The sequence below is a fragment of the Streptosporangium saharense genome (genome assembly GCF_014203715.1).
Taxonomy (GTDB): Bacteria; Actinomycetota; Actinomycetes; order Streptosporangiales; family Streptosporangiaceae; genus Streptosporangium; species Streptosporangium saharense.
Window position 1 is genome coordinate 192,257 of the sequence record NZ_JACHJP010000009.1, and the last position, 25,263, is coordinate 217,519.

Sequence of the window (25,263 nt, forward strand, 5' to 3'; positions counted from 1 at the left end):
AACGAACGGTGAGAAACAATTGACGGTGAGTGCATAAAGACTGGCTCCCGGTCAGCCTATTTCCGGAAAGCGTGTTTCCATAAATGGAGAGATTTCCGGGTATATGCGGAAAAATCGGTATGTCGTGGGCAATGTGAACGGGTGGGAGACCGGCGGGGTATTTCTCCTGTGGCCCGCGTGAACACACGGAGGTCACAGGGGAATCTCCTCCGCGATGCCGGTCGGCCGGTCACACGGGAGGCGATTCTCCCGGGGCGGGACGCTCACCCGGATTCACCACGGGACGGTCTCGCCGTCGCGGTCCAGGAATCGCAGGCCGGGGACACCGGCCTGCGATTCGAGAACGTCGGCGACGGCCGGAATGCTCTCCTGGGGAATGAGCGGCGCGTCGGGCCCGCCGAGCCGGGTCCGGTTGTGGCCGGGGTCGATGAGCAGTTTGGTCCGCCCGTCGTCGGCGTTGCGGGTGGCGTAACTGCGCACCAACTGGTTGAGCGCGGCCTTGCTGGCCTTGTAGAGCTCGTAACCGGGCTCGGTGTTCCGCGAGACGCTGCCCTGCTCGGACGACATGACCGCGACGGTCCCCCCGGGCACGACGAGTTCGCCCAGGGCCTCAAGGACGCGCAGCGGGCTCAACGCGTTGGTGACCATCACCTCGACGAACATGTCGGTCGGAACCTCGCCGATCGGCAGGTCTCCCCGGTCGATCGCGGCGTTGACGAGGAGCAGGTCGAGCCGACGGCCGGACAGCCGCTCGCGCAGGGCGGCGAGCTGCTCGGGGCTGGTCATCTCCAGCGACTCGACCTCCAGCCGCCCGTCCCAGGCGTCGGCGTTCTCCCGCAGCTCGCCGCCTTCCTGACGCGTCGTGGCGATGACGTGCCAGCCGCGCCGGACCAGCTCGTTGGCGAGGACGAGCCCCAGCCCCCGGGAGGCCCCGATGATCAGGGCCTGGCGTTCGGACATGCTTCCCCCTTCGCGATGACGGAACTTTGTCTAGACGCAACGTCGCGTCTAGACAGTATCACGGCATCGCAGCCCGGTATGGTGTCTCGCATGCCCGCCGCGAACTCCCAGGCCCGCAGGACGCACTCCGGCAACCGGCGCGACGAGGCCGCGCGTCTGGCCGTGCTCCACGCCGCGGACGACCTGCTCGTCGAACAGGGCTTCGGCGCGCTGACCATCGAGGCCATCGCGCGTCGCGCCGGAGTCGCCAAGCAGACGATCTACCGCTGGTGGCCCTCGAAGGTCGAGATCCTCCTCGACACGCTCGTCGAGGACAGCGAGAAACGCTTCCCCGTCCCCGCCGATGAGCCCACGGCGGAGGACGTCCGTGGCTACCTGCACGACTTCGCGCGCTTCCTCACCGACGACCCCGCGGGTGCGGTCCTGCTCGCCCTCATCGCCGAGGCGCAGCACAACCCCGGCACGGCCGAGACCTTCCAGCGGGACTATCTCGGCCCGCGCCGCGACCGGGAACGCGCCATGCTCACGCACGCGATCGGCACCGGCGAGCTCTCACCCGCCCTCGACCCCGACGCCGCCCTCGACGCCCTCGTCGGCCCGATCCTCTACCGCGCCCTGACGGGAGCGGCCATCTCCCCAGACCTGGTGAACACCCTCTTCGACACCCTGCTCAACCCCCGCCCCACCTGAGCCTCCCCGAGACGACGCCCGGGACTCGGCGGTGCGAGCCCCGGGCGGTCCGCGCCGCGGGTGAGACCCCGCGGCGGCGTCGTCACATCGACAGCCCCCCGTCCACGGGAAGCACCGTCCCGGTGACGTACCCCGCCTCGGGGGACGCCAGGAAACCGATGGCCGGGCACATCTCGGCGGGCTCGGCGAACCGCCCCATGGGGGTGCCTGCGGCCATCTCCTCCCGCTTCCGCTGCGGCATGGAGGCGATCATGCGGGTCTCCGCGCTCGGTGAGACGGCGTTGACCGTGATCCCGAAGCGGGCCAGCTCCTTGGCCGCGGTCTTGGTGAAGCCGACGATGCCCGCCTTGGCCGTGGCGTAGTTCGCCTGCCCGACGTTGCCGTGCAGCCCGGAGTATGAAGTGACGTTCACGATCCTGCCGTAGCCACGTGCCCGCAGGTGGGGCACGCAGGCCCGCGTCATCCGGAAGGTGCCACCGGCGTGGACGGTCATCACCCGCTCCCAGTCGTCGTCGGTGAGCTTCCACAGCACCGTGTCCCTGAGGATCCCCGCGTTGTTGACCAGGACGTCCAGCCGTCCGGCCTGTTCCATCACCGTGTCGACGGCGGCGTTCACCGAGGCGGTGTCGCCGACGTCGCAGCGGAGCCACCGCGCGCCCAGTTCGGCCGCCGTCGCGGCCACCTGCTCGCCGTCGAAGTCGAGCAGGTAGACGGTCGCTCCGGCGTCGACGAAGAACCGGCCGATCGCGCGGCCGATTCCCCGCGCCCCACCGGTCACCAGGACCACCTGGCCGCCGTAGTCGAAGGACAGTGTCGTCATGACAGCCTCTCCAGGATCATCGCCATTCCCTGCCCGCCGCCCACGCACATGGTCTCCAGGCCGATCTCCCTGTCGTGGAACCGCAGGGAGTTGATGAGCGTGGTCGTGATCCTGGCCCCGGTCATCCCGAAGGGGTGCCCGAGGGCGATGGCTCCGCCGTTCACGTTCAGTCTGTCCTCGTCGATTCCGAGTTCCCGCGCGGAGGGGATCACCTGGGCGGCGAACGCCTCGTTGATCTCGGCGAGGTCGATGTCGTCGATCCCCATGCCCGCCAGGGCGAGTGCCCGCCGGGTGGCCTCGACGGGACCGAGGCCCATGATCTCCGGCGACAGGCCGGAGACGGCGGTGGCGACCACCCGGGCCAGCGGCGTCAGGCCCAGTTCCGCGGCCTTGGTGTCGCTCATGACGACCACGGCGGCCGCGCCGTCGTTGAGCGGGCAGCAGTTGCCCGCGGTGACGGTGCCGTCGGGGCGGAAGACCGGCTTCAGCGCGCTCACCGCCTCCAGGGTGACGCCGGGCCGTGGCCCGTCGTCGGCGCTCACCACGGTGCCGTCGGGCAGCGTGACCGGGCTGATCTCCCGCTGGAAGAACCCGTCGCCGATCGCCTTCTCCGCGAGGTTCTGGCTGCGGACGGCGAACTCGTCCTGGTCGCGACGCGACACCCCGGCGTACCGGGCGACGTTCTCCGCGGTCTGCCCCATGGCGATGTAGAGGTCGGGCGGTGCCCCGGTCTCGCGGGGGTCGCTCCAGGGCGCCGCGGCGTCGATCCGTTCCCGGGTACGGCGCTCGGCGTCGGACATGCGCGGGTTGTGCGTGCCGGGGAGGTCGTCGGCCATGCCGAGCCCGTAGCGGCTGACCGTCTCCACCCCCGCCGAGACGAAGACGTCGCCCTCACCGGCCCTGATCGCGTGCATCGCCATCCGGGTGGTCTGCAGGCTTGAGGAGCAGTAGCGGTTGACCGTGACCCCGGGCAGGTGGTCCATGCCCGCCAGGACCGCCACCGCGCGTGCCAGGTTGTGGCCCGACTCGCCCGCCGGTTGGGCACAGCCCAGGATCAGGTCGTCGATCCGCCTCCGGTCGAGTTCGGGGATCTTCGCCAACGCCGCGTCCACCATCTGGACGGCGAGGTCGTCGGGGCGTGCCGTGGCCAGAGACCCCTTGTTGGCGCGTCCGATCGGCGACCGGGCGGTCGCGACGATCACTGCTTCTGGCATGGATGTCTCCTTGGAATAGGGGCGGCTCAGGCCCTGACCCAGCCGCCGTCGACCACGAGGGTCTGGCCGGTGACGAACGCGGCGTCGTCGCCGCTGAGGAAGCAGACCGCGCCGACGATGTCACCGGCCTCGCCGACCCGTTTGATCGCCTGCATCCGCGCCGAGAGCCGCAGCACCTCCTCGGTGATGGCGGCCTCGCCGCCGGGGGTGCGCGACGCGGTCGGCGCGACGGCGTTGACCGTGATGCCGTACTCGGCGAGATCGGAGGCCAGGCCGCGGGTGAACCCGACGACCCCGCCCTTGCTCGCGATGTACGCGGTGAGATGCGGGGCGACCAGTCCGAGGGTGTTGGAGGCGACGTTGACGATGCGCCCCCACCCGTTGCGCCGCATGGAACCGGCCAGGGCCCTGGCCATGAGGAACTGCGAGTCCAGGTTCACCGCCTGCACCCGCCGCCAGGTGTCGTAGTCGGTGTCGAAGAAGTCCCCGGCGACGATGATCCCGGCGTTGTTGACCAGGATGTCGGCCCGGCCGAACCGCCGGAGGATCCGTCCGGTGGCCGCCGTCACCGAGTCCGGGTCCGCGACGTCGGCCTGTACGGCGAGCGCCGTGCCGCCCGCCGCCTCGATCCCGGCCACGGTCTCGGCGGCGTCGTCCCGGTCGACGACCGCGACGGCCGCGCCCCTGCGCGCCAGCTCCGTGGCGATGGCCGCGCCGAACCCGCGTGCCCCGCCGGTCACGACGGCCACCCTGCCGGTGTGCGTCGTCGGGCCGCTCACGGGACCAGCCCCTCGATGGTCTGCCAGCGCGGGACGGGCACCTTGCCGTTCGGGACGCGCAGCAGCCTGGCGTAGCCGTACTCGCGCAGTGTCTCCAGGGTGTGCTCCCTGCCGTGGCCGCTCGCCTTGACGCCGCCGAAGGGGTTGCCGGTCAGCGCGCGGTTGTAGTTGTTGACCAGCGTCATGCCGACCCGCAGGCCGCCGCAGATCGCCATCGCCCGGGAGACGTCCCCGGAGAAGACGCCCGCGATGAGGCCGTAGTCGGTGTCGTTGGCGATCTCGACGGCCTCGGCGTCGTCGGTGAACGTGAGGACCGCGGTCACCGGCCCGAAGATCTCCTCGCGGGCGACACGCATGTCGCGGGTCACCCCGTCGAAGACGGTCGGGGCGACGTAGTAGCCGCCCGCGAGCTCGGGATCGGCCGGCAGGCAGGCCCGCGCGCTGACCGTCGCGCCCTCGGACGTGCCGATCTCGATGTACTCCAGGACCCGGTCACGCTGGGCGGCGGTGACCATCGGACCGACGTGGGTGCCGGGCCGGGTGCCCGCGCCGACGGTCAGACGGCCGGTGGCCTCGTTGAGCAGCGCCATGAACGCGTCGTGTACGGACTCCTGCACCAGGATCCGCGACGCGGCGGTGCAGGCCTCGCCCTGGTTGAAGAAGGCGCCCTCGACGGCCCAGGCCGCCGCCGAGGGAAGGTCGGCGTCCTCGCACACGATCAGGCAGTTCTTGCCGCCGAGCTCCATCAGGGCCGGGGTGTGGTTGACCGCCGCCGCCCTGGCGACCTCCCGGCCCGCTCCCGGGGACCCGGTGAAGGTGATCTTCCCGATGCCCGGGTGGGTCACCAGGAACTGCCCTTGCTCGATCCCGCCGTGCACCACGGAGACCACGTCGTCGGGGAGCGTCTCGGCGACGAGTTCGCAGATCCGGGTCGGCGTGAGCGGAGCCTGTTCGCCGGGTTTGAGGACGACCGCGTTGCCCGCCGCGAGAGCCGGGGCCAGTTTGCCCGCGGTGTGGATCGGCGGCCAGTTGAACGGGATGATCGCGCCGACCACGCCGTACGGCACCAGCTCGGTGGTGTCGAGCGAGAACGGCGTGTGCCTGGCGTGGCCGTGTTCCGCCACGATGGCCGCGGCGAAGAAGTCGAAAAGGCCGATACAGGCGAACACGTCGCCGCGTGCCTGGTCCAGCGGCTTGCCGTTCTCCCTGGTCTCAAGCCGTGCGATCTCCTCGGCGTGGGCCCGGAGGGTGTCGGCGACGGCGTGCAGTGCCCTGGCCCGTTCGGCCGGGGGACGGGAGGCCCAGATCGCCTGGCCCCCGGCGACGCGCGTGACGGCCGCGTCGATCTCCTCGGCGCTGTGCGGGCGAACCCGGGTGATCTCCGACCCGTCGGCGGGGTCGTTGACCACGAACGGGTCGAGATCGCTCTCGCCTGTCCATCGGTGCTGGTAGAGCTCCATCAGTCAGTCCGTTCGCTGCTTGTCGTCTCTGGGTGGTGGACGGGTTCAGATGCCGAGCACGCGGCGGGCGTTGCGGTGGGCGATCCGCTCCTTGACGTCGTCGGAGAGGTTCGCCTTCTCGACCGACGCCACGGCCGCCGCGGTGTCCTCGTAGGGGTAGTCGACGGAGAACATCACCGCGTCGGCCCCGGCGGTGAGCACCGCCGCCTCGATCGCCGCCGGGTCGAGCACGCCACTGGTGGTCAGCACGATGTTGGTGCCGATGTACTCCGACGGCATGCGCAGCAGCGGGGTGTCCACCCGCAGCGTCCGGTACCGGGAGTCCAGGCGGGAACGCTGGAAGGGAAGGAACTCTCCCAGGTGGCCCAGGATGAGCGTCGCGCGTGGATGCCGGTCGAACACGCCCGCGTAGACCAGGCGCATCGCGTGACCCCCGGTCTCGGCCTGCCAGCTCCAGCTCGCGCCGTACATCTCGGGCCTGCCCCGCATGACGTGCCAGTCGTCGGCGGGGACCGACCCCGGGTGCAGGTAGAGCGGCACCCCGAGCTCCTCAAGCGCGCTCCACAGCTCCTCGTAGGCCGGATCGTCCAGGTAGCGCCCCCGCGTGTGGTCGTTGACCAGGGCGCCGACGAAACCGAGTTGCCGCACGCAGCGGTCGAGCTCGGCCACCGCGGCACCGGGGTCCTGCATGGGGAGCGCGGCGAACCCGCGGAACCTGGCCGGGTGCCTGCCGACGACCTCGGCGAGGGCGTCGTTGGCGAACACGGCGTTGTCCACGGCCCTGTCCGGGGCGGTGTCGGCCTGGATGCCGGGAACCGTCAGCGACAGCACCTGGATGTCGACGCCGTTGGCGTCCATCTCGGGCAGGCGGTACTCCTCGAAGTCGACGAGTTTGCGGCCGCACATCTCGGCGTACTCGTCGGTGACGCGGATGCGCATGGGGACCGTGGGCTGGCGCGCGGCCAGCTCGGGAAGGGCGAACGCCTCTTCCAGGGCGATGTAACGCATGGTGGTCTCCTCAGGTCGAGGCCGTGCGGCGGCGGACGATGGTGGCGACGGAGACGGCGATGATGAGCGCGGTGCCGTAGAAGACGTTCTCGATCCACCCGGTGTAGCCGAGCATCTGCAGCCCGAGGATCCCGGTGGCGAGGAAGTAGATCGCCACTAGCGTGCCGATCGGGTTGAAGCGGCCCGGCCGTACGACGGCGGTGCCGAGGAAGGTCGCGGCGAAGGCGGGCAGGAGGTAGGTGGGGGAGACCGTGGAGTCGTAGCCGCCGACCGAGGCGACCAGCAGCACCCCGCCGACCCCGGCGAGCGTGCTGCCCACGACGAACGCGCCGAGCCGGATGCGGTCGACGGCGACCCCGGCGAGCCTGGCGACCTCGCGGTTGGCGCCGACGAAGGTCATGTGCCGCCCGAGAGGGGTGAAGGTGAGCACGTAGCCGATCGCCAGGGCGAGGGCCAGGCCGTAGAAGAAGCTGACCGGCAGCCCGGCCACCTCGTACAGGGCGACGTCGGCGAACCCCGGGGACAGGCCGGAGACGGTCGTCTGGTGCGAGACCAGCGAGGCGATCCCGAGCATGAGGGTGGAGCTGCCCAGGGTCACGATGAGCGCGGGGACGCCGATCCTCACGACCAGGAAGCCGTTGACCAGCCCGCCGAGGGCCGACGCGAGCACGGCGACCACGCAGGCGAGCCCCAGGTTCCAGCCGTGGAGGATGGCCAGGACCGGCACCAGGGTGGCCGAGAGGCCGAGCGCGGAGGCGATGGACAGGTCGAACTCGCCGACGACGAACGTCATCATCGCGGCCAGCGCCAGGAACACCAGGGCCTGCTGGGAGGCGAAGACGCTGCGGAACGTCGAGCCCTGCAGGAACGCGCCGGGCATCAGCGCGGCGTAGAGGCCGCACATGAGGATCCAGATTCCGACGATGGCGTAGCGGCTGGTGAACCGCTGCCAGTCGAGGCCGTCGGCGGCCCGAGGCCGGGCCGGTGCCGCGACGCCGCTTGGTGATTTCGTCTGGGACACGGGTCAGCCCTTTCTGCGTGGGGAGGGGGACGGAGCGGCGTACACGGCCTCGACGACGGCGTCCTCGGTGGGGGCGGTGATCTCACCGTCGATCCCGCCGTCGCGGAAGATCAGCACCCGGTCGCAGACCGCGGCCAGGTCGGCGGGCTGGATGGAGGCGACGACGACGGCGACCCCGCGCTCGGCCGTCTCCGAGATGGCTCGCAGGATGTCCTCGCGGGCGCCGACGTCGACCGCCTGCGTGGGTTCGTGCAGGACCAGCAGCTCGGGACGGCCGGCCAGCCACTTCCCGAGCATCACCTTCTGCTGGTTGCCGCCGCTGAGCTGCCCGACGGGGATGTCGGGGCGGCGGGGCCGTACGCCGAGATCGTCGAGGACCGAGGTGACCTCGGCGTGCTGCCATCCGCGGCCGATGAGCCACGGGCGGCCCCGGAGCCGGACCCGGGGCAGGGTGACGTTCTCGCCGACCGGCAGGGTGAGCGCGAGGCCGTCGTCGATGCGGTGCTCGGGCAGCAGTGCGATACCGGCCGCGATGCAGTCGCGACTGTGGGCACGGGCGAGATCGACGCTGGCGCGTCCGGTCCTGACGGAGCCGTTGGCGGGACGGCGCGCGCCGGTGAGCAGGTACGGCACCTCGTCCCAGCCCGCTCCCGCGACGCCGGTGAGCCCGACGACCTCACCGGGCCCGATCTCCATCGACACCTCGCGGACCGTGCGTCCGGTGAGGCCGCTGACCGTGATCGGGGGTCCGGACCGGGGTGTCTCCCGCCGGTTGTGGACGCGTCGCTCCACGACCCGGCCGAGCATCCGGCGCGCGATCTCCTGCTCAGAGGTACCGGCGGTGTCCACGCTTCTGCCGACGACGGAGCCGTCGCGCAGTACGGTGACCCGGTCGGTGATCCGTCTGATCTCCTCCAGGCTGTGGGAGACCACGAGGGCGGCGCCGCCGCGCAGGACCACGCCGCGCAGGACCCGGTAGAAGTCCTCCAGGCTGTCCTTCGGCAGCGCCCTGGTCGACTCGTCCAGCACGATCAGCCCCTCGCCGGGACGCTGGGTGCGCAGTGCCCTGGCGATGGCGACGATCGAACGGTCGGCCGGGCCGAGCGCGCTCACCGGCCGCGCCGGGTCGATCCAGGTGGCGTCGAGACGTTCCAGGAGCTCGGCCGCCCGCCTCTCCCCGGCGCGCCAGTCCACCCGTCGCGCCCACCGGGTCGTGGTGAAGGACCCGACGGCGATGTTCTCGGCGACCGACTTCTCCCGCACCAGCCCGAAGTCCTGGTGCACGATGGCGATGCCCGCCGCGCGGAGGTCCCGCGGCCTGACCGGGGTGGCGAGCGCCCGGCCGTCGACCAGGATGCGTCCTCCCCGGTCCGGCGGGTGGTACCCGGCGAGGATCTTCACGAGGGTGGACTTGCCGCAGCCGTTCTGCCCGACCAGGCCGTGGATCTCGCCCGCCCCGACGGTCAGGTCCACGTCGCGGAGGGCGCGGAAGGCGCCGAAGGACTTCGACAGCCCCGACAGCTCCAGGCGGGGCGGCGCCGAGGTCACCGTACGCCCCACAGGCCGGTGAACGCCTTCTGGTAGGCGCCGGGCTCCCCGAACCACCTGCCGCTGACCTCGGCCTCGGGGGTCAGGTCGAGCGTGCCGATGTTGTCCTTGGTGAAGGCCCGCGCCAGCGAGGGGTACTCCGCGGGCGGCCGCTGACCGGCCAGCATCCGCAGCACCGAGTCGGCCATGGTCCACGCCAGGTAGGGCGGGTTGACACCGGCGACCGCGATCAGCCGGTCGTTGGTCTTTACCTGCTGCACGGCGGCGAGGGTCGCGCCGCTGGTGGCGATCCTGACGTCGCGGGCCTTGCCGCTCGACTGGAGACCGGTGGTGGTGGCCGCCAGATAGGTGTCGTACTGCGGGATCACGTAGCCGATGGACGGGTCGGTGAGGAGCGCGCTGCTCACCAGCGACGGGACGTCCTTCATCCGGCTGAGGCTCACCTCCTTGACGACGAGCCTGCAGCCGGGGCAGGCCTCCTTGAGATGCGCGGCGGCGCGGGCGCCCGCGCGCCGGGTGCTGGCGCTGTCGGTCACGGACAGCAGCAGGACGCTCGCCTTTCCGTCGGAGTCCGCGACGACCGCGTCACCGATCCCGTCCATCAGGACGAATCCCTGCCTGTCGGGGTCGCCGAAGGCGAAGGTCGCCGACTGCTCGGTGCCCTCGGGGGCCGCCGCGCCCGCGACGAACACGGGGACGCCACTCTTGCGGACCCGGTCGATGGCGGTCGGCACCATCTCGTAGGGGATGTAGTCGGTGACGACGGCGGCCGGTTTGGACGCGATCGCCTGGTCGAGGCAGGAGCTGATGCCGGACGGGTTGCCCTGCCCGTCGCAGGTGTAGAGCTTGACGCCGACGCGGCCGAGGGCGTCGGTGAGGTTCTTCGTGATCAGCGGGAAGTGGCCGACCTTCAGCGCGATCGGCACGTAGTAGACGGTCTTGCCCGCCAGCGCGGCGGTGTCGAACGGTGTGCCGAGCGTCGGCACCTCCCCGAAGGGCCGCGCCAGGTCGGCGAGAGCGGCCCGCGCAGCCGTGCCCTCCTTCGTCTCCGGCCCGGCCGAGGCCGAGGTCGTGGTGGCGCCGCCGCCGCACGCGGCCAGCGCGGCCAGGAGCGCCGTGGCGAGCCCGGCGCCCACCAGGCGGCGCCGTACGGAAGGAATGGGAGCGGGGGTGTTGGCAGTGGTGTTCATGCGGGACTTCCAGGGGTTCAGCGGTGGGGGGTGGTGGGAACGAGGACCGCCGTGGTGCTGACCGCCCTGCGGGCGAGCGCGTCGAGCAGGGGTGCTCCCTCGGTGTGCGCGACGGTCACCAGGAGGCGTCCCCGGTCGTCGGCGCAGCAGGCGATCGGATAGCCGGGGGAGACGTCAACGGACTCGGCGAGTTCGCCCTCGCGGAGCCGCGCGACCACCCGTCCCGTCGTGGTGGCCACCCAGACGCCCTCCTCGGCGGGCCAGATGCCGTCCGGCCTGGCCTCGGGGCCGACCAGGGCGGCGACGTCGGCGTAGACGCGCCGGTCGCGCAGGGTGCCGTCCGCCGCGACCCGGAACGCGGTGAGCCGCTGCCGGGAGGTCTCGGCGACGACGAGGGTGGCGCCTCCGTCGAGGAACGCGAGCCCGTTGGGGAACTCGACGTCCTCCGCGGCGACCGTGGCGGTTCCGTCCGCGCGGACGAGGACGACGCGTCCCGGGCGGGGCGGCTCCCCACGGGCGGCGGCGAAGGCGACGTCGTCGACGTAGAGGTTGCCCGCGGCGTCACCGACGAGGTCGCCGAGCGGTCCGACGCCGAGCGGGGCGAGGTCGGCGTAGGTCTCCCAGCGCCCGCCGCTCCACACGCCGATCCGTCTCTCGTCCATCATGGCGCCGACCAGGCGGCCGTCCGGCAGGAACCACAGGCCGTTGGAGACCGACTCCAGCGGGGTCGCGGTCCACGTGCCGTCGGCGTCGGTCCACAGCCTGCGGCCCTGGGTGTCGGAGAGCCACAGCGCGCCGTCGTGCCAGCGCGGCCCCTCTCCCCAGGTCATCCCGGTGGCGTACGGCCTCATGCCGCCTCCCTGACGGGCAGGAGCCACTCGCCCAGCTCGACCGTCGCCCTGTCCAGGGCGGCGGAGCCGGTGACGGCGGCGTGGGTGTACCGGTCGGGCCGGATGATCACGGCGTCGGCCCCGTGGGAGGCCAGCCAGCCGGTCATCTCCACGGGCGGATCGTCGAGTACGGCGAAGCCCAGCCGCTCCCACGTCGCACGGGTGGCGTCCGAGACCCCGCGGATCGTCGGGCGGTCACCGGCGACGAGGAACCGGTAGCCGACCAGGTCGTCCAGGAGGGTGCCCTCGGCGGTGCGCGGCTGCGGGCTGAGCTGCCCGACGGGGTCTGCCGGTTCTGGCACGAGCCCACGTCCGAGCAGCGGGCGGTGGCGCACCAGGATCTGGGCGGGGCCGGGGGCGGGACGCGCCGCGGGGTCGGCGAAGGCCTCGATCAGGTTCGCCTGCCGCGCCGACTCCACGATGTAGGGGCGCACGTGGGGCGAACGCTCACTCTCGTAGGTGTCGAGAAGCGCCTGGTCCGCCCCGGAGAGGACGGCGCTGAGCTTCCACGCCAGGTTCGTCGCGTCCCGCAGGCCGGAGCACATTCCCTGGCCGAGCATCGGCGGCATCTCGTGGGCGGCGTCGCCCGCGAGCAGCACGCGTCCCCGGCGCCAGCCGTGCACGAGCCGGGCGTGCCACTCGTAGACGTCGGTGCGCAGGATCCGGTAGGAACCCGGCGTCAGCCACCGTGAGAGCAGGTCGTAGGTCCGGGCGGGATGCTCGAACGCGTGGGCGTCGTCGCCGTCCCTCAGCATGAACTCGAACCGCAGCTTCGGCGGGAACGTCGGCACGTAGGTCAGGGGCCGTTCGTCCTCGCAGACGATGAAGCCGCTCCTGTCGGGCAGGCTTCGCGGATGCTCGTAGGGGTGGATGTCGATGATGAGCGAGCGCTGGGTGCCGTCGAGGTCCTCCACCTCGGCACCGGCCGCCCCGCGGACGAACGAGTTCGCCCCGTCGCTGCCGACCATGTACGCCGCCTCGACGAGGCGTTCCTCGCCGGTGCGCCGGTCGGCCAGCCGTACGAGAACGGCGTCGTCGGTCTGGGTGAAGCCGGTCACCTCCGCTCCGAGCAGCAGGTCGACGTGGTCGTCGACCAGCAGGCCCCGCAGCCGGGACTCGAAGTCGGGCTGGTGGAACTGGTAGTCCGCGCGCCAGCCCTGGTCGGAGTTGTCGCCGGGCATCTCGAACTCAAGGAACACCGAGCCGTCCGCCGACCGCAGTTGCCAGCTCTCCTGGCGCAGGAACCTCGCTTCGAGATCGGCGGCGCCGAGCGTCTGCAGGGTGCGCATCGTCTCGTCGTCGAGGTGGGTCGCCCTGGGGTGCTGGCAGACGATGCGGTTGGGATCGACGAGCGCGACACGGTGCCGCCGCATCGCCAGCAACCGGGCCAGGGTCAGTCCGGCGGGTCCGGCCCCGACGATGACGACGTCGTAGCCCGCGGTGGTGGGGTGGGTCATGGCGGTTACTCCCGGGGCTGGTCAGGGGGCTTGGTGGGCGCCGGCCATCAGCGCGGCGAGGTCGTCCGGCTCGACGAAGGACGGGGGAGGGGGCGGCCCCCAGGTGTAGAGGCTGTGCGCGGCGTCCCACACCTCGGGCTTCCAGAGCGCGTCGTCGACGATGCAGTCGAGGTCGGAGTAGTACTCCGCGAAGTTCCCCGCCGGGTCCTTGAGGTACCAGAAGAAGTTCGACCCGATGTGGTGCCTGCCGAGCCCCCAGACGTGGCGTTCCGGGTGCTCGCGGAGCATCGCCGTGGCGCCACGGCCGATCTCGTCGACGTCGTCCACCTGCCAGGAGGTGTGGTGCAGGAAGTTAACCGGCGCCTGGGAGACCAGGACGTTGTGGTGGTCGGTCGAGCAGCGCATGAAGGCCGCCATCCCGGGCACCACGTCGCTGACCTTGAGGCCGACGCCGTCGGCGAAGAAGCGTTCCGTGGCGGGCTGGTCGACCGAGCCGATGACGACGTGGCCGAGCCTGCGGGGCCGTACCGGCGTCTCCCGCAGGATCCCGGGCGCCCGCGTCGAGCCGCGCGCCGGATCACCTGGCGCGTTGTACGGCGGGGCGGGGACGTGGGGCTGGACGAGACGGCCGGTCACCCGGGCCACGACGCGCACGCCGCTGATCGGCTCCAGGACGGCGAGCCGGTCCTGCCGCGCGTCCACGTCGAGGTCGAGGGCCCGCAGCCGCCGCGCCATCCTCCCGACGTCGTCGGGGTCGTCCACCCCGATCTCAAGCTCGACGAGCCTGCGGGTCGGCGCCGGGACCAGGCGGAGCTGGCGGCCGCCGTCGACGGTGGACAGCCACCCGTCGGCCTCGGGGCGCAGGCCGAAGTCGCGGTAGTACTCCAGCGTCGGGGCGAGGTTCGGAACGCCGACGGTGAGCGAGTTGAGTCGGTGCAGTGCCATGTCTTCCCCTAGGCGGAGACGAAGGTCTGGGTGAGGCGGCCGATGTCCTGCACGTAGGACACGAGCGTGTCCCCGGGAGCGAGGAACCTCGGCGGTCTGCGGGCGCCCCCGACGCCGGAGGGGGTGCCGCTGAAGACGACGTCGCCGGGCAGCAGGGGGGCGACGGCCGACAGCCTGGCCAGGAGCTCCGGCACCGAGAAGATCATGTGACGGGTTCGCGAGCTCTGGACCGTCTCGCCGTTGACCGAGCAGCCGAGGACGAGGTCGTCGGGATCGTCGAACTCGTCGACGGTCACCAGGAACGGTCCAATCGGCCCGAAACCCGGATAGGACTTGGCCAGGCTGAACTGCGGCAGCGGCCCGACGTGCTGGAGTCTCCGCTCGGAGAGGTCCTGGCCGACGGTCACGCCCGCGACGTACTCCCAGGCGTTCTCCCGTGGAACGTTCCTGGCCTCGCGGCCGATGACCACCACGAGTTCGACCTCCCAGTCCACGTTGCCCTCGGGCAGGGTGACCTCGGTGACCGGCCCCGTCAGGGAGGTGGGGAACTTCGTGAACACCGCCGGTTCCTCGGGTACGGCGACGCCCGACTCACCGGCGTGTTCGGCGTAGTTGAGCCCGATCGCGAAGACCTGCCGCGGCGCGGGGGCCGGGGCGTCGATCTCCTCCGGGGTGAAGTGACGCGCCTCCGCGTCGTCCAGCGGTGCCCGAGCCGCCCAGGCCCGGAACTCCGCCCACCGGTCGTAGAGCGTCTGCACGGACGGGCCGAAGACGCCCTCGCTGGCGGTGGCGATGTCGATCCCGGTGTCCTCGCCGGTGATCAGCAGTGCCCGCCCCCCGATGTTCCCGATACGCATCGGTGCTTCCTCTCGTCTCGTCCGCGATGTCCTAGGTCACACACCATGCGTACTGAGTTTCGCAAATGTCAATAGACATTCGAATGTTGTGGGCTGTTTCGTATCAAGCTAGGCTTCGCCCCATGCCCCAGCAGAACGGCGCGAAGAAGACACGGACCGACCAGGTGTACGAGCGGATCCGGGCCGACATCTTCGCGGCGCGCCTCCAGCCCGGCGCCCGCCTGAAGTTCCCGGCCCTCTGCGCGGCCTACGACACCAGCGTCGGGGTCGCCCGCGAGGCGCTGGCCCGCCTCGCCTCAGAGCGTCTCGTACGGCCCCAGGCCCACCAGGGCTACACCGTCGCCGAACTGTCGGAGGAGGAACTGACCGACCTCACCATGGCGCGGGTCGAGATCGAGGCGACGACGTTCCGCCAGGCCGTCGTGCACGGCGACATGGCCTGGGAGGGCGACATCGTGGCCGCCCACCACGTCCTGTCCCGGATCGACACCCGGAACGCCTCCGAGGAGACGCTCGAAGAGTGGTACACCGCCCACGAGGTGTTCCACCGCGCGCTCCTGCAGGGCTGCCCCAGCCGGCGCATGGTCGGCATCGCGCTGGGCCTGCGCGACGAGGCCGAGCTCTACCGCCGGTGGGCGGGGCCGCTGGGCAACGAGAAGGACCGGGACGTCGCGGGCGAACACCGCGCCATCCTCGATGCCGCCCTCGCCCGCGACGCCGTACTGGCCGCGCGGCTGCTGCGCGACCACATCGCCCACACCACCCAGGTGCTGATCTCCGGCGCGCTCACCCGTGAGTGAAGGAGTCATCGACATGCCCCCCGTCCCTCCGGACTGGTCCCCCTCAGCGGAGACCGTCACCGGTGCCCGCGTCACCGCGTTCGCCAGGCACGCGTCCACACTCACCGGCCGTGACCTGACCACCGGCTACCGCGACCTGTGGCGCTGGTCAGTTGAGGACCTCGACGGCTTCTGGTCCGCGGTGTGGGACCACTTCGGCATGCCGCCCCGCCCCGCCGGGGCACCGGCGCTGTCCGGGGAGCGCATGCCCGGCGCCGTGTGGTTCCCCGGCGCCACCCTGAACTACACCCGCGAGGTGTTCCGCGACCGCCCCGACCACGACGTCGCCGTCATCGCCGTCGAGGAGTCCGGACACACCCGCGAGGTCACCTGGGCCGGGCTGCGCGACCAGGTGGCGTCCCTCGCGGCCACCCTCACCGAGCTGGGAGTCGGCCCAGGAGACCGGGTCGTCGGCTACCTGCCCAACGGCGTCGAGGCGGTGGTCGGATTCCTCGCCACGGCGAGCCTCGGCGCCGTCTGGGCGATGTGCGGCCTCGACTACGGCTCGGCGGCGGCAGTCGCGCGCCTGTCCCAGCTTGAGCCGACCGTGCTCGTCGCGGCCGACGCCTGTGACTTCGCGGGCCGTCGCGTCGACCGGCGCCGCGACCTCGACGAGCTGCGCGCCGCCCTTCCCGGACTGGTGACGACGGTGTTCGTGGGCGAGGGGAAGATCCCGGACGCCCTGCCCTGGGCCGAGGCCGCAGGCCGTACCGGCGTCACGCTGGCCCCGGCCGACGTGCCCTTCGACCACCCGCTGTGGGTGCTCTTCTCCTCCGGGACCACCGGGCGCCCCAAGGGCATCGTGCACGGCCACGGCGGTGTGGTGCTCGAACACCGCAAGCACGCCGCCTTCCACCTCGACCTGCGCGCCGGTGACCGCATGTTCTGGTACACCAGCCCAAGCTGGATGATGTGGAACTTCCTGGTCGGCGGACTCCTGCTCGGCGTCACCGTCGTCTGCTACGACGGCAGCCCGGCCCACCCCGGCCCCGACCGGCTCTGGGACCTCGCCGCGAGCACCGGCGTCCAGGTGCTCGGCACCAGCCCCGGCTACCTGGCGGCGTGCCAGAAGGCCGGAATCGATCCCGGCGCCCACCGCCTGGACGGCCTGCGCTGCCTGGCGGTCACCGGCTCGACCTTCCCCGCGGACCTGCACCGCTGGACCATCGGGAACCTGCCCTCGCGGGTCGCGGTGGTCTCCACCAGCGGCGGCACCGACGTGGTGACCGCCTTCGCCGGTGGGGTGCCGACGGTGCCGGTGTGGGCGGGTGAGCTCTCGGCGCCGTGCCTGGGCGTGGCGCTCGACGCCTTCGACCCCCTCGGCGCGCCGGTCGAGGAGGCCGTCGGGGAACTCGTCGTCACGCGGCCGATGCCGTCGATGCCGCTCCGGTTCTGGAACGATCCCGGCGACGTACGGCTGCGCGGCGCCTACTTCGACACCTTCCCCGGCGTTTGGCGGCACGGCGACTGGATCACGGTCACCGCCCACGGGACCGTCGTCATCCACGGACGCTCCGACGCCACCCTCAACCGCCGCGGGGTCCGGATGGGCAGCGGCGACATCTACGCCCCCGTCGAGGATCTCCCGCAGGTGGCCGAGGCCCTGGTCGTCGGGATCGAGGAGGCCGACGGGGGCTACTGGATGCCGCTGTTCGTCACCACGGCCCCCGGCGTGGAACTGGACGAGGAGCTCCGCGACGTCATCAGGGCCGCCATCAGGACCCACGCCTCACCCCGGCACGTTCCCGACGACATCATCGCCGCGCCCGGCATCCCGCACACCCGCACGGGCAAGAAGCTGGAGGTGCCGGTCAAACGGCTGCTGCGAGGCGACGACCCCGCGAGCGTGGTGGACCCCGCGAGCATCGACCGTCCGGACCTCCTCGCGTGGTACCGCGAGATCGGCACCCAGCACCGACAACACGCCACAGCCTGAACCGCATCTCCAAGCCGCACCTTTGAGCCGCACTTTTGAGCCGAGCTGTCTGAGTCGCACCCTCCCGATCCCGCACCCGTCGGCCCCGGTGGCGCCCCTTCCGCCTTCCGCCTTTCGTTTGGAGTGACCATGAGCATCCTCGACAGGTTCCGTCTCGACGATCGCGTCGTCCTGGTGACCGGCGCCTCGTCAGGACTCGGCGTCGAGTTCGCCCGCGCCTTCGCCGAGGCCGGGGCCGACGTCGCCCTCGCCGGACGGCGCGCCGACCGCCTTGAGCGCACCGCCGAGCTGGTGCGCGGGACCGGGCGCAGGGCGCTGCCGGTCACCGCCGACGTGTCCGACCCGGACCAGGCCTACGCCCTCGTCGAGCGGGTCGTCGCCGAGTTCGGGCGGGTCGACGTCCTGGTGAACAACGCCGGTGTCGCCAGCGCGCACCCCGCGACCAGGGAGACCCCCGAGCAGTTCCGCCGTGTCATCGAGACCAACCTCAACGGCTGCTACTGGGTCGCCCAGGGATGCGGACGCGTCATGCGGCCGGGCTCGTCCATCATCAACGTCTCAAGCGTCCTCGGCCTCACCACGGCGGGGCTGCCGCAGGCGGCGTACTCGGCCAGCAAGGCCGCGCTGATCGGCCTGACCCGGGACCTCGCGCAGCAGTGGAGCGGCCGCAAGGGCATCCGGGTCAACGCCGTCGCCCCCGGCTTCTTCGCCTCCGAGATGACCGAGCAGTACGCCCCCGGCTACCTGGAGGAGACCATGCCACGCGTCCTGCTCCGCCGCATGGGCCACCCCGAGGAACTGGCCGCCACCCTCGTATGGATGGCCTCCGACGCCGGCGGCTACCTCACCGGCCAGACGGTGGTGGTGGACGGCGGCTTCACGGTGACGTGACGCCCAGGACTCGACGACGCGAGCCCCGGGCGCGAAAAGCGTACGAGAAAGAGACCTCAGCCCATGTGCGGGTAGCCGTACGACGTCGGAGGAACGAAGGTCTCCTTGATCGTGCGGGTGTTCACCCAGCGGATCAGGTTGAAGATCGAACCGGCCTTGTCGTTGGTGCCCGAGGCGCGGGCGCCGCCGAAGGGCTGCTGGCCCACGACCGCCCCGGTCGGCTTGTCGTTGACGTAGAAGTTGCCCGCCGCGAAGCGCAGCCGCTCGGAGGCCGAGGCGATCGCGTAGCGGTCCTGGGCGATGACCGAGCCGGTCAGCGCGTACGGCGAGACGCTCTCCATCTGGTCGAGGATCGTGTCGAAGTCGGCGTCGTCGTAGACGTGCACGCCGAGGATCGGCCCGAAGTACTCCTTGACGAAGATCTCGTCGGTCGGGTCGCCGGAGACCAGGATGGTCGGCCTGACGAAGTAGCCGGTCGAGTCGTCGTAGGAGCCGGTCAGCAGCTCGATCGAGTCGAGTTCGCGGGCCCGGTCGATCGCGGCCTTGTGCTTGGCGAAGGCCCGCTCGTCGATGACCGCGCCCATGAAGGTGGACAGGTCGGCGGCCACGTCGCCGACGGTCAGCGACTCGGCGGTGCCGACGAGGTCGTCACGGATCGCCGTCCAGATCGACCGGGGGACGTAGGCGCGCGAGGCCGCGGAACACTTCTGTCCCTGATACTCGAAAGCACCCCTGACCAGCGCGGTCGTCAGCACGGCCGGGTCGGCGGACGGGTGGGCGAGCACGAAGTCCTTGCCGCCGGTCTCACCGACCAGGCGCGGATAGGACCGGTAGGAGGCGATGTTGGCGCCGACCGTCGCCCACAGGTGCTGGAAGGTCGCGGTCGAGCCGGTGAAGTGGATGCCGGCTAGCTGCGGGTGGGTGGTCGCGACCTCGGAGACGGCGGCGCCGTTGCCGGTCACCATGTTGATGACGCCGGGCGGCAGGCCCGCCTCCTCAAGCAGCCGCATGGTGAAGTGCGCGGCGAACTGCTGGGTGGGGGAGGGCTTCCAGACAACGACGTTGCCCATCAGGGCCGCCGACGTCGGCAGGTTCCCCGCGATGGCCGTGAAGTTGAACGGCGTGATGGCCAGCACGAAGCCCTCAAGCGGGCGGTACTCCATCCGGTTCCACACGCCGGGCGAGGAGACGGGCTGGTCGCTGTAGAGCTGGCGAGCGAAGGCGACGTTGAAGCGCAGGAAGTCGATCAGCTCGCACGCCGCGTCGATCTCGGCCTGCTGGACCGACTTCGACTGCCCGAGGACCGTGGCGCCGTTGAGCGTCCTACGGTACGGCCCGGCCAGCAGGTCGGCGGCCTTGAGGAAGATCGCGGCCCGCTCGTCGAACGACAGGGCCCGCCAGGCGGGTGCGGCGGCCAGCGCGGAGTCGATCGCGGCCCGCACGTCGTCGGCGGTGGCCTCGGCAGTACGGCCCAGCACGGAGGCGTGGTTGTGCGGCTGGACCACGTCGATGAGGCCGCCACCGCCCATCCGCTGCTCGCCGCCGATCGTCATGGTCAGGTCGAGCTGGGCGCCGGTCAGTTCCTTGACGCGGCTCTCCAGCGCGGAGCGCTCCGCGCTTCCCGGCGCGTAGCCGAGGACGGGCTCGTTGAGCGGAGCCGGGACGTTGGAGATGGCATCCATCACTTGCCTCCGATAAGGGCGCGAAGAAAGAAGGCGATGTTGGCCGGGCGTTCGGCGAGGCGGCGCATGAAGTAGCCGTACCAGTCGTCGCCGTACGGGATGTAGACGCGCATGGTGTGGCCCGCGCCCGCCAGGGCCTGCTGCTTGTCGGTGCGGATGCCGTAGAGCATCTGGTACTCGTAGCCGCCCCGTGAGCGGCCGAAGCGGTCGGCGAGCGTCTCGGTGATCGAGATCAGCCGGTCGTCGTGCGTGGCCACCATGGGGTATCCCTGCCCGGCCATCAGGATCCGAAGACAGCGGACGTAGGCCTTGTCGACCTCGCCCTTGTCCTGGTGGGCGACTGACGCGGGTTCGGCGTAGGCCCCCTTGACCAGGCGGACCCGCGACCCCTCGTGGGACAGGTCGCGGCAGTCCTCCTCGGTGCGGAACAGGTAGGACTGCAGGGCGACGCCCGTGGACGGGAAGTCCCCGCGCACCGCCCGCAGGATGGAGAGGGTCGAGTCGACCGTGGTGTGGTCCTCCATGTCGAAGGTCACGTTCGACCCCACGGCCGCCGCGGCCTCGCAGATGCGGCGGGCGTTCTCCAGGGCGATCTTGTCGCCGTCCGCGCCGAGCGCCTGGCCGACGGCGGAGAGTTTCACGGAGACCTCGGCGCGGGAGCCGAGGCCGAGCTCGCTCAGCGCGTCGAGCAGCACGACGTAGGCGTCGGCCGTCGCGGCGGCGGCGTCGGAGTCCCGGGTCTCCTCGCCCAGATGGTCGATGGTGACGGCGAGACCCGTGTCGGTCAGCCGCCGGATGGCCGTGACCGCCTGCTGGACGTCCTCGCCCGCCACGAAGCGGTCGACGACCTTGCGTGTCAGCGGAACGCCGGAGACCGCGCGCCGTACCAGCGGCAACCGCGACCCGGCGAGAAGAAGGGAACCGAGCATGCTACTAGACTAAATCCGACGTTTCGTCAACCCCATGTGCATCTGCCACGACCGATGTGATCGGATTTCATACAGATGTACAACAATAGGGGAGTGCTACAGGAGACAGTCGATGAGATCGCCGGCAGGCTCGGCGCCTCGGCCACCATTGAGGACCGCTCGTTGCAGCTCCTCGCCTACGCCGCGCAGAGCGGCGACATCGACACGGTCCGCCAGGAGTCCATCCTGCGCCGCCGCGCGACCTCGGAGGTGCGGGCCTACTTCGAGGGGTACGGCATAGCGGGCGCCAAGGGCCCGGTGCGCATCCCCGCCGACGCCGAGCTCGGCGTGCTGGCCAGGGTCTGCGTGCCGCTGCGCTACCTCGGCGTCACCTACGGCTACCTGTGGCTGCTCGACGACGGCACGCTCGACGACGCCACGCTCGCCTCGGTCTCCGGCCTCGTGGCGCAGGCCGCCGCGACGCTCGCCCAGGACGCCCGCCGCCGCCAGCACCTGGGCAGGAGCCTGCGCGAGCTGTTCTCCTCCGACCCCGAGGAGCGCGCGCAGGCGCTGGCGCGGCTCGACGTGACGGGGCCGGTGACGGCGGTCGCGGTCAGGACCTCCCCCGACCGGGTCGCCGCCCTCTGGACCCTCCCCAGGACCGTGCTCGCCGACCCCGAGCCGCTCACCTCCGGCGAGCCCGCCGCCGCCCTGCTCGTCCCCTCGGGCCAGGCGATCGAGCTGGCCTCACGCGTCCAGGAGATGTACGGCACGGCCGCCGGGGTCGGCGGTTCGCGGGAGGACCCGGCCCAGGCCTGGCGGAGCTGGCAGGAGGCCGTACGGGCGCTCAGGGTCGCGGGCCGGGTGCCCGAGTTCGCCCCGGTCGCGGCCTGGTCCGGGATCGGCGTCTACCGGACGCTCACCCGCCTGTCCCGGGCCGACCTGGGGGAGCTGGCGGGGGAGGTCACCGGGCTGCTCGGCGACCCCGAGGCGGCCAGGAGCGTCGAGGGATACCTCGACCGCGCCGGTCACGTCCAGGAGTCCGCCGCCGCGCTCGGTGTGCACCGCCAGACGCTCTACTACCGTCTCGGCAAGGCCGAGCGGCTCATGGGCCGCGACCTGGCCGACGGTCAGGACCGCCTGCTGGTCCACCTCGCCCTCAAGGCGTCCCACCTGCTCTGAGCGCGCGTCACAGGCGGGCGTCGAGGTCCCCGGAGCGCAGGTGGCCGTGGAGCAGGCGCAGCAGCGAGCGCCAGCGCTCCCGGTCCTCCTCGTCGAGCGGCGCCAGCAGGGCCTCGCTCAGCCGCGCCTCCTCGCGTCTGGCGCGCTCGAACACCTCCCGCCCCTCGGGCGTCACGCTGAGCAGGTAGCGGCGGCGGTCCGACGGGTCGCGTTCCCGCTCGACCCACCCGGCCGCCACGAGCCGCTCGGCCATGTCCACCATGTCGCTGGGATCGACGCCCAGGAGGGTTCCCAGGGCCCGCTGCACGGTCGGGCCGTGGTCGGTCAGGACCGCGAGCACGGCCACGTCCCACCGGTTCGCGCCCAGCTCGGCGAACCGCTCGGCCATCCGCCTGCGCAGGGCCAGGGCGAGGTTGGACAGCACGAAGACGTCCATGTCGAGCAGGCTCTGGGAGAAACATGGAGTCGCCATGTCCGTAACTGTAGGATACTTCCAATCATTGGTGGTCACCAACGAATGGAGCACGACCATGGACGCCCTCCACCCACGACTGCTCGTGGACGACTTCCCCACGGCCTTCCGCTTCTACCGGGCCCTGCTCGGCGAGGTCGCCGGGGCCACCCTGGCCAGGGGCGGCGAGAACGGCCCCTACGCGAGCTGGGACCTGGACGGCCAGACCCTCCTGGCCCTGTACGGCCGCGCCGCCATGGCCGTCGACCTCGGCGCCCCCGTCCCCGGCGGGCGGCACTCCGGGGACGCGACGGTCCTGGTGCTCCGCGTGCCCGCCGCGGAGGGCGCCCTCGAAGCCGCCGCCGAATCCTGCGTGCGGTACGGCGGCGCCCTCGTGACCGCCGTGCGCGAGCGTCCCGAGTGGGGGCCGACCCTGCGCGCCGCCCACCTGCGCGACCCGGACGGCAACCTGGTCGAGCTCCAGTCGTACTGACCGGGAAACGCCTACCCGAGTCCCCGCAGCAGGTGCGCGCGGGCGGCGGCGTCGCCGGGGCCGCCCCGCTCGGCCAGCCGGTCGGCGACGTGCCGCCGGTGCGCCTCGTCCACGTTGCCGCCGTACTTGAACTTGCCGCTGACCTTCCTGACCCTCAGCCGGAGCCCCAGGATGCCCCTGAGCTGTCGTTCGTGCGCCGAGGGGTCCATGAGTGCCCCCTCCGCCTCAAGGCGGCCGAGCTGGGCTCTGAGGACCTCCTTCTTCTCCTCGGGGCCGGAGAGCACCTCGGCGTCGCAGACGAGCTGGACGGCGGCGTAGTAGGTGGTCGGAACTCCCATGGAAGGGTCCTCCCCGTCCTCCGGCAGGACCTTCCACCCGCCGGGGACGTAGGCCCAGTCCCCGGCGACCGAGAGCACCACGGCCGGGTTCTCCGCGATGGCCGCCCAGATCGGGTTGGGCCTGGCCAGGTGGAGCAGGACCGTCCGCTCGTCGGCCAGCAGGAACTGGGTCGGCACGACCACGGGAACCTCGCGCCCCCGCCCGGAGGCGATCAGGTGGCCGAACTCGTTGGCCCTGACGAAGTCCAGCGCCTCGTCCTCGCTCGCGGTGTCCCAGGGATGAATCAGCATGCAGGTAAACGTATGTCCATCCAGTCGCACGGGACAACTCGGGCATGCAGGCCGTACAAAAAGGGCCGGGACCTCCCCCTCCAGGAAGGTCCCGGCCCGTGCCGTACGGCGAGCTCAGCGCTGGACGGCCATCGCGTTCTCGTAGACCTGGACCAGCTCCTGGCCGATCCGCTCCCACGAGTAGCGCGAACGCGCCCGGTCCGCCCCCGCGAAGCCGATCGCGGTACGGCGGGTCGAGTCGGCGAGCAGCTCACGGGTGAGGCGGGCGGTCCACGCGGGCCGGTCCGCGGGCACCAGCAGCCCGGTCACGCCGTCCACGATCGAGTCCAGGTGGGCGCCGACCGCCGAGGCGACGATCGGGACGCCGCAGGCCATGGCCTCAAGGGCGACGACCCCGGCCGGGGCCTCCCTGGGCAGCGAGACGACCACGTCGGCGCTGCGCATCAGCTTGGGGATCGAGGCGTGCGGCACCTGGCCGAGCAGGGTGACGCGGTCCTCGACGCCGATCTCCTTGGCCAGCAGCATCACCCGCTGCGCGTCGGCGTCCTGCCCGAGGTCACCGGCGGCGGGACCGCCCGCGACGACCAGCTCGGCCTCGGGGATGCCCGCCAGCGCGCGCACCGCGGTGTGCACGCCCTTGTACGGGCTCAGCGGCCCGACGTGCAGCAGCCGGGGCCGGGCGCCCTTGGCGGCGGCCGGGCCCTGACGTCTGAAGCGCTCGACGTCCACCCCGCAGGGGATCACCGCGATGTTGCGGCGCGGCACGCCCATCCGGATCAGCGTGGACTCCTCGTCGCCGCATCCGGCGATCACCGCGCTCGCCCTGCGGCCGATCGCCCGCCGCAGCTTGGCCTTCCTGGCGTCCTGGCCGTCCTCGGCGCCGAAGGTCTGGGTGAACGGCACGCCGAGCCCGCTGGCCCCGGCGATGGCGGCGAGCCCGCCGGTCCAGGAGTGCGCGTGGATGACGTCGGGCCGGTCCTGGCCCCAGCGCCGCATGAGCTGCTCGCCGAGGTCGGACAGGTAGGGCAGCAGACCGTCCTCGGGAAGGTCCCGCGCGGGACCCGCGGAGAGGTGCTCCAGCGTGACGCCGGGGGACAGACGCACCCTTGGCCTGTCGGCGTCCGAGTGCTTACGGGTGTAGATCGTGACCTTGTGCTCACGGCCGAGCTCGCGGGCCACGGCCATCAGGTGGGCCCGCTGCGAGGCGAGGTCGTCCTTGCCCTGAAGGGCGGAGGGAGCGTCCGAGGAGACGAATGCGATGTTCACGGCACACCTCTGGGAGGAGATTAGGCATGAGAAAGCCTGGAATCCTTCAGGGGTGCCTGCTTCTTAGGCACTCATCTGCGATGCACATCACCATACCCAACTCGGGGAGTCAGGCAAACCTCCGAATTCTTCGGAACTCCCTGCGGC

24 protein-coding genes are annotated in these 25,263 nt (G+C 71.7%); 6 read left to right on the forward strand and 18 right to left on the reverse strand.

Annotated elements, in window-relative coordinates:
* Positions 1 to 273: 273 nt before the first annotated feature.
* Positions 274 to 960, reverse strand: coding sequence for an SDR family oxidoreductase (locus FHS44_RS31640; RefSeq protein ID WP_184721402.1), 687 nt, complete (start codon positions 958 to 960; stop codon positions 274 to 276).
* A 90-nt stretch (positions 961 to 1,050) separates the two neighbouring features.
* On the opposite strand from FHS44_RS31640, the gene FHS44_RS31645 reads away from it, so the two are divergent.
* The gene (locus FHS44_RS31645) at positions 1,051 to 1,650 is read left to right on the forward strand and encodes a TetR/AcrR family transcriptional regulator (protein ID WP_184721405.1); all 600 of its coding nucleotides are present in this window, start codon (positions 1,051 to 1,053) and stop codon (positions 1,648 to 1,650) included.
* A gap of 82 nt (positions 1,651 to 1,732) precedes the next feature.
* On the opposite strand, the gene FHS44_RS31650 is transcribed toward FHS44_RS31645, so the two are convergent.
* From FHS44_RS31650 to FHS44_RS31705, 12 genes are read right to left on the reverse strand one after another with little or no spacing between them, the layout of a single operon-like run.
* Positions 1,733 to 2,470: an SDR family oxidoreductase gene (locus tag FHS44_RS31650; RefSeq protein ID WP_184721407.1), complete on the reverse strand. Its 738-nt coding sequence runs from the start codon at positions 2,468 to 2,470 to the stop codon at positions 1,733 to 1,735.
* The gene (locus FHS44_RS31655) at positions 2,467 to 3,684 is read right to left on the reverse strand and encodes an acetyl-CoA C-acetyltransferase (RefSeq protein WP_184721409.1); all 1,218 of its coding nucleotides are present in this window, start codon (positions 3,682 to 3,684) and stop codon (positions 2,467 to 2,469) included. The genes FHS44_RS31650 and FHS44_RS31655 overlap by 4 nt, the downstream gene beginning before the upstream one ends.
* Positions 3,685 to 3,710: 26 nt before the next feature.
* The gene (locus FHS44_RS31660; RefSeq protein WP_184721411.1) at positions 3,711 to 4,463 is read right to left on the reverse strand and encodes an SDR family NAD(P)-dependent oxidoreductase; all 753 of its coding nucleotides are present in this window, start codon (positions 4,461 to 4,463) and stop codon (positions 3,711 to 3,713) included.
* Entirely contained in the window at positions 4,460 to 5,923 is a 1,464-nt protein-coding gene (locus tag FHS44_RS31665; RefSeq protein ID WP_184721413.1) for an aldehyde dehydrogenase family protein, read from the reverse strand. The genes FHS44_RS31660 and FHS44_RS31665 overlap by 4 nt, the downstream gene beginning before the upstream one ends.
* Before the next feature lie 45 nt (positions 5,924 to 5,968).
* Positions 5,969 to 6,931 (reverse strand): amidohydrolase family protein, encoded by a 963-nt coding sequence (locus FHS44_RS31670; protein ID WP_184721415.1) that lies wholly within the window; start codon positions 6,929 to 6,931, stop codon positions 5,969 to 5,971.
* 10 nt (positions 6,932 to 6,941) lie between these two features.
* Positions 6,942 to 7,952 (reverse strand): ABC transporter permease, encoded by a 1,011-nt coding sequence (locus FHS44_RS31675; protein WP_184721417.1) that lies wholly within the window; start codon positions 7,950 to 7,952, stop codon positions 6,942 to 6,944.
* Positions 7,953 to 7,955: 3 nt separating this feature from the next.
* Positions 7,956 to 9,500 carry a sugar ABC transporter ATP-binding protein gene (locus FHS44_RS31680; protein WP_184721419.1) on the reverse strand — a complete coding sequence of 515 codons (1,545 nt, stop codon included), beginning with the start codon at positions 9,498 to 9,500 and terminating at the stop codon, positions 7,956 to 7,958.
* Positions 9,497 to 10,690 carry a sugar ABC transporter substrate-binding protein gene (locus tag FHS44_RS31685; protein ID WP_184721421.1) on the reverse strand — a complete coding sequence of 398 codons (1,194 nt, stop codon included), beginning with the start codon at positions 10,688 to 10,690 and terminating at the stop codon, positions 9,497 to 9,499. The genes FHS44_RS31680 and FHS44_RS31685 overlap by 4 nt, the downstream gene beginning before the upstream one ends.
* Positions 10,691 to 10,707: 17 nt before the next feature.
* On the reverse strand, positions 10,708 to 11,541 hold the full coding sequence (locus FHS44_RS31690; RefSeq protein ID WP_184721423.1) for an SMP-30/gluconolactonase/LRE family protein: 834 nt from the start codon (positions 11,539 to 11,541) through the stop codon (positions 10,708 to 10,710).
* Positions 11,538 to 13,037 (reverse strand): bifunctional 3-(3-hydroxy-phenyl)propionate/3-hydroxycinnamic acid hydroxylase, encoded by a 1,500-nt coding sequence (locus FHS44_RS31695; RefSeq protein WP_184721425.1) that lies wholly within the window; start codon positions 13,035 to 13,037, stop codon positions 11,538 to 11,540. The genes FHS44_RS31690 and FHS44_RS31695 overlap by 4 nt, the downstream gene beginning before the upstream one ends.
* Before the next feature lie 21 nt (positions 13,038 to 13,058).
* On the reverse strand, positions 13,059 to 13,982 hold the full coding sequence (locus FHS44_RS31700; RefSeq protein ID WP_184721427.1) for a VOC family protein: 924 nt from the start codon (positions 13,980 to 13,982) through the stop codon (positions 13,059 to 13,061).
* Between the two features lie 8 nt (positions 13,983 to 13,990).
* Positions 13,991 to 14,839, reverse strand: coding sequence for a fumarylacetoacetate hydrolase family protein (locus FHS44_RS31705; RefSeq protein WP_184721429.1), 849 nt, complete (start codon positions 14,837 to 14,839; stop codon positions 13,991 to 13,993).
* A gap of 122 nt (positions 14,840 to 14,961) precedes the next feature.
* Here FHS44_RS31705 and FHS44_RS31710 point away from each other — a divergent pair, with 122 nt between their 5' ends.
* The 3 genes from FHS44_RS31710 to FHS44_RS31720 all read left to right on the forward strand — a co-directional run bounded on the left by FHS44_RS31710 (position 14,962) and on the right by FHS44_RS31720 (position 18,505).
* A complete protein-coding gene (locus FHS44_RS31710) occupies positions 14,962 to 15,639 on the forward strand; it encodes an FCD domain-containing protein (RefSeq protein WP_184721431.1) in 678 nt (225 codons plus the stop codon).
* A gap of 13 nt (positions 15,640 to 15,652) precedes the next feature.
* Complete coding sequence (locus FHS44_RS31715) at positions 15,653 to 17,614, forward strand: acetoacetate--CoA ligase (RefSeq protein WP_184721433.1); 1,962 nt, start codon at positions 15,653 to 15,655, stop codon at positions 17,612 to 17,614.
* Positions 17,615 to 17,743: 129 nt separating this feature from the next.
* Complete coding sequence (locus FHS44_RS31720; protein WP_184721435.1) at positions 17,744 to 18,505, forward strand: SDR family NAD(P)-dependent oxidoreductase; 762 nt, start codon at positions 17,744 to 17,746, stop codon at positions 18,503 to 18,505.
* Between the two features lie 56 nt (positions 18,506 to 18,561).
* Here FHS44_RS31720 and pruA read toward each other — a convergent pair whose 3' ends face one another.
* Together pruA and FHS44_RS31730 are read right to left on the reverse strand one after the other, a co-directional pair.
* Entirely contained in the window at positions 18,562 to 20,187 is a 1,626-nt protein-coding gene (gene pruA, locus FHS44_RS31725) for an L-glutamate gamma-semialdehyde dehydrogenase (RefSeq protein ID WP_184721437.1), read from the reverse strand.
* Positions 20,187 to 21,116 carry a proline dehydrogenase family protein gene (locus FHS44_RS31730; protein WP_184721438.1) on the reverse strand — a complete coding sequence of 310 codons (930 nt, stop codon included), beginning with the start codon at positions 21,114 to 21,116 and terminating at the stop codon, positions 20,187 to 20,189. Before FHS44_RS31730 ends, pruA begins: the two co-directional genes overlap by 1 nt.
* Positions 21,117 to 21,209: 93 nt before the next feature.
* On the opposite strand from FHS44_RS31730, the gene FHS44_RS31735 reads away from it, so the two are divergent.
* The gene (locus FHS44_RS31735; protein ID WP_312863886.1) at positions 21,210 to 22,277 is read left to right on the forward strand and encodes a PucR family transcriptional regulator; all 1,068 of its coding nucleotides are present in this window, start codon (positions 21,210 to 21,212) and stop codon (positions 22,275 to 22,277) included.
* Between the two features lie 7 nt (positions 22,278 to 22,284).
* Here FHS44_RS31735 and FHS44_RS31740 read toward each other — a convergent pair whose 3' ends face one another.
* A complete protein-coding gene (locus FHS44_RS31740; protein ID WP_184721442.1) occupies positions 22,285 to 22,749 on the reverse strand; it encodes a MarR family winged helix-turn-helix transcriptional regulator in 465 nt (154 codons plus the stop codon).
* Between FHS44_RS31740 and FHS44_RS31745 the strand changes: the two genes are divergently transcribed.
* Positions 22,748 to 23,221, forward strand: coding sequence for a VOC family protein (locus FHS44_RS31745; protein ID WP_246436356.1), 474 nt, complete (start codon positions 22,748 to 22,750; stop codon positions 23,219 to 23,221). The two genes, FHS44_RS31740 and FHS44_RS31745, sit on opposite strands and share 2 nt — an antisense overlap.
* Positions 23,222 to 23,232: 11 nt before the next feature.
* On the opposite strand, the gene FHS44_RS31750 is transcribed toward FHS44_RS31745, so the two are convergent.
* Both FHS44_RS31750 and FHS44_RS31755 read right to left on the reverse strand, forming a co-directional pair.
* Positions 23,233 to 23,850, reverse strand: a complete 618-nt coding sequence (locus FHS44_RS31750; protein ID WP_184721444.1) for an FMN-binding negative transcriptional regulator — start codon at positions 23,848 to 23,850, stop codon at positions 23,233 to 23,235.
* 114 nt (positions 23,851 to 23,964) lie between these two features.
* Positions 23,965 to 25,116 carry a glycosyltransferase gene (locus FHS44_RS31755; RefSeq protein WP_312863887.1) on the reverse strand — a complete coding sequence of 384 codons (1,152 nt, stop codon included), beginning with the start codon at positions 25,114 to 25,116 and terminating at the stop codon, positions 23,965 to 23,967.
* Positions 25,117 to 25,263 lie beyond the last annotated feature (147 nt).

What these genes read in the sequence shown, in the direction of transcription:
- FHS44_RS31685 (WP_184721421.1), bottom strand. Translation starts at nt 10,690, where the DNA reads ATGAACACCACTGCCAACACCCCCGCTCCCATTCCTTCCGTACGGCGC.
- FHS44_RS31645 (WP_184721405.1), top strand. Translation starts at nt 1,051, where the DNA reads ATGCCCGCCGCGAACTCCCAGGCCCGCAGGACGCACTCCGGCAACCGG.
- FHS44_RS31715 (WP_184721433.1), top strand. Translation starts at nt 15,653, where the DNA reads ATGCCCCCCGTCCCTCCGGACTGGTCCCCCTCAGCGGAGACCGTCACC.
- FHS44_RS31665 (WP_184721413.1), bottom strand. Translation starts at nt 5,923, where the DNA reads ATGGAGCTCTACCAGCACCGATGGACAGGCGAGAGCGATCTCGACCCG.
- FHS44_RS31750 (WP_184721444.1), bottom strand. Translation starts at nt 23,850, where the DNA reads ATGCTGATTCATCCCTGGGACACCGCGAGCGAGGACGAGGCGCTGGAC.
- FHS44_RS31650 (WP_184721407.1), bottom strand. Translation starts at nt 2,470, where the DNA reads ATGACGACACTGTCCTTCGACTACGGCGGCCAGGTGGTCCTGGTGACC.
- FHS44_RS31740 (WP_184721442.1), bottom strand. Translation starts at nt 22,749, where the DNA reads ATGGCGACTCCATGTTTCTCCCAGAGCCTGCTCGACATGGACGTCTTC.
- FHS44_RS31705 (WP_184721429.1), bottom strand. Translation starts at nt 14,839, where the DNA reads ATGCGTATCGGGAACATCGGGGGGCGGGCACTGCTGATCACCGGCGAG.
- FHS44_RS31745 (WP_246436356.1), top strand. Translation starts at nt 22,748, where the DNA reads ATGTCCGTAACTGTAGGATACTTCCAATCATTGGTGGTCACCAACGAA.
- FHS44_RS31720 (WP_184721435.1), top strand. Translation starts at nt 17,744, where the DNA reads ATGAGCATCCTCGACAGGTTCCGTCTCGACGATCGCGTCGTCCTGGTG.
- FHS44_RS31640 (WP_184721402.1), bottom strand. Translation starts at nt 960, where the DNA reads ATGTCCGAACGCCAGGCCCTGATCATCGGGGCCTCCCGGGGGCTGGGG.
- FHS44_RS31690 (WP_184721423.1), bottom strand. Translation starts at nt 11,541, where the DNA reads ATGAGGCCGTACGCCACCGGGATGACCTGGGGAGAGGGGCCGCGCTGG.
- pruA (WP_184721437.1), bottom strand. Translation starts at nt 20,187, where the DNA reads ATGGATGCCATCTCCAACGTCCCGGCTCCGCTCAACGAGCCCGTCCTC.
- FHS44_RS31670 (WP_184721415.1), bottom strand. Translation starts at nt 6,931, where the DNA reads ATGCGTTACATCGCCCTGGAAGAGGCGTTCGCCCTTCCCGAGCTGGCC.
- FHS44_RS31700 (WP_184721427.1), bottom strand. Translation starts at nt 13,982, where the DNA reads ATGGCACTGCACCGACTCAACTCGCTCACCGTCGGCGTTCCGAACCTC.
- FHS44_RS31695 (WP_184721425.1), bottom strand. Translation starts at nt 13,037, where the DNA reads ATGACCCACCCCACCACCGCGGGCTACGACGTCGTCATCGTCGGGGCC.
- FHS44_RS31710 (WP_184721431.1), top strand. Translation starts at nt 14,962, where the DNA reads ATGCCCCAGCAGAACGGCGCGAAGAAGACACGGACCGACCAGGTGTAC.
- FHS44_RS31655 (WP_184721409.1), bottom strand. Translation starts at nt 3,684, where the DNA reads ATGCCAGAAGCAGTGATCGTCGCGACCGCCCGGTCGCCGATCGGACGC.
- FHS44_RS31730 (WP_184721438.1), bottom strand. Translation starts at nt 21,116, where the DNA reads ATGCTCGGTTCCCTTCTTCTCGCCGGGTCGCGGTTGCCGCTGGTACGG.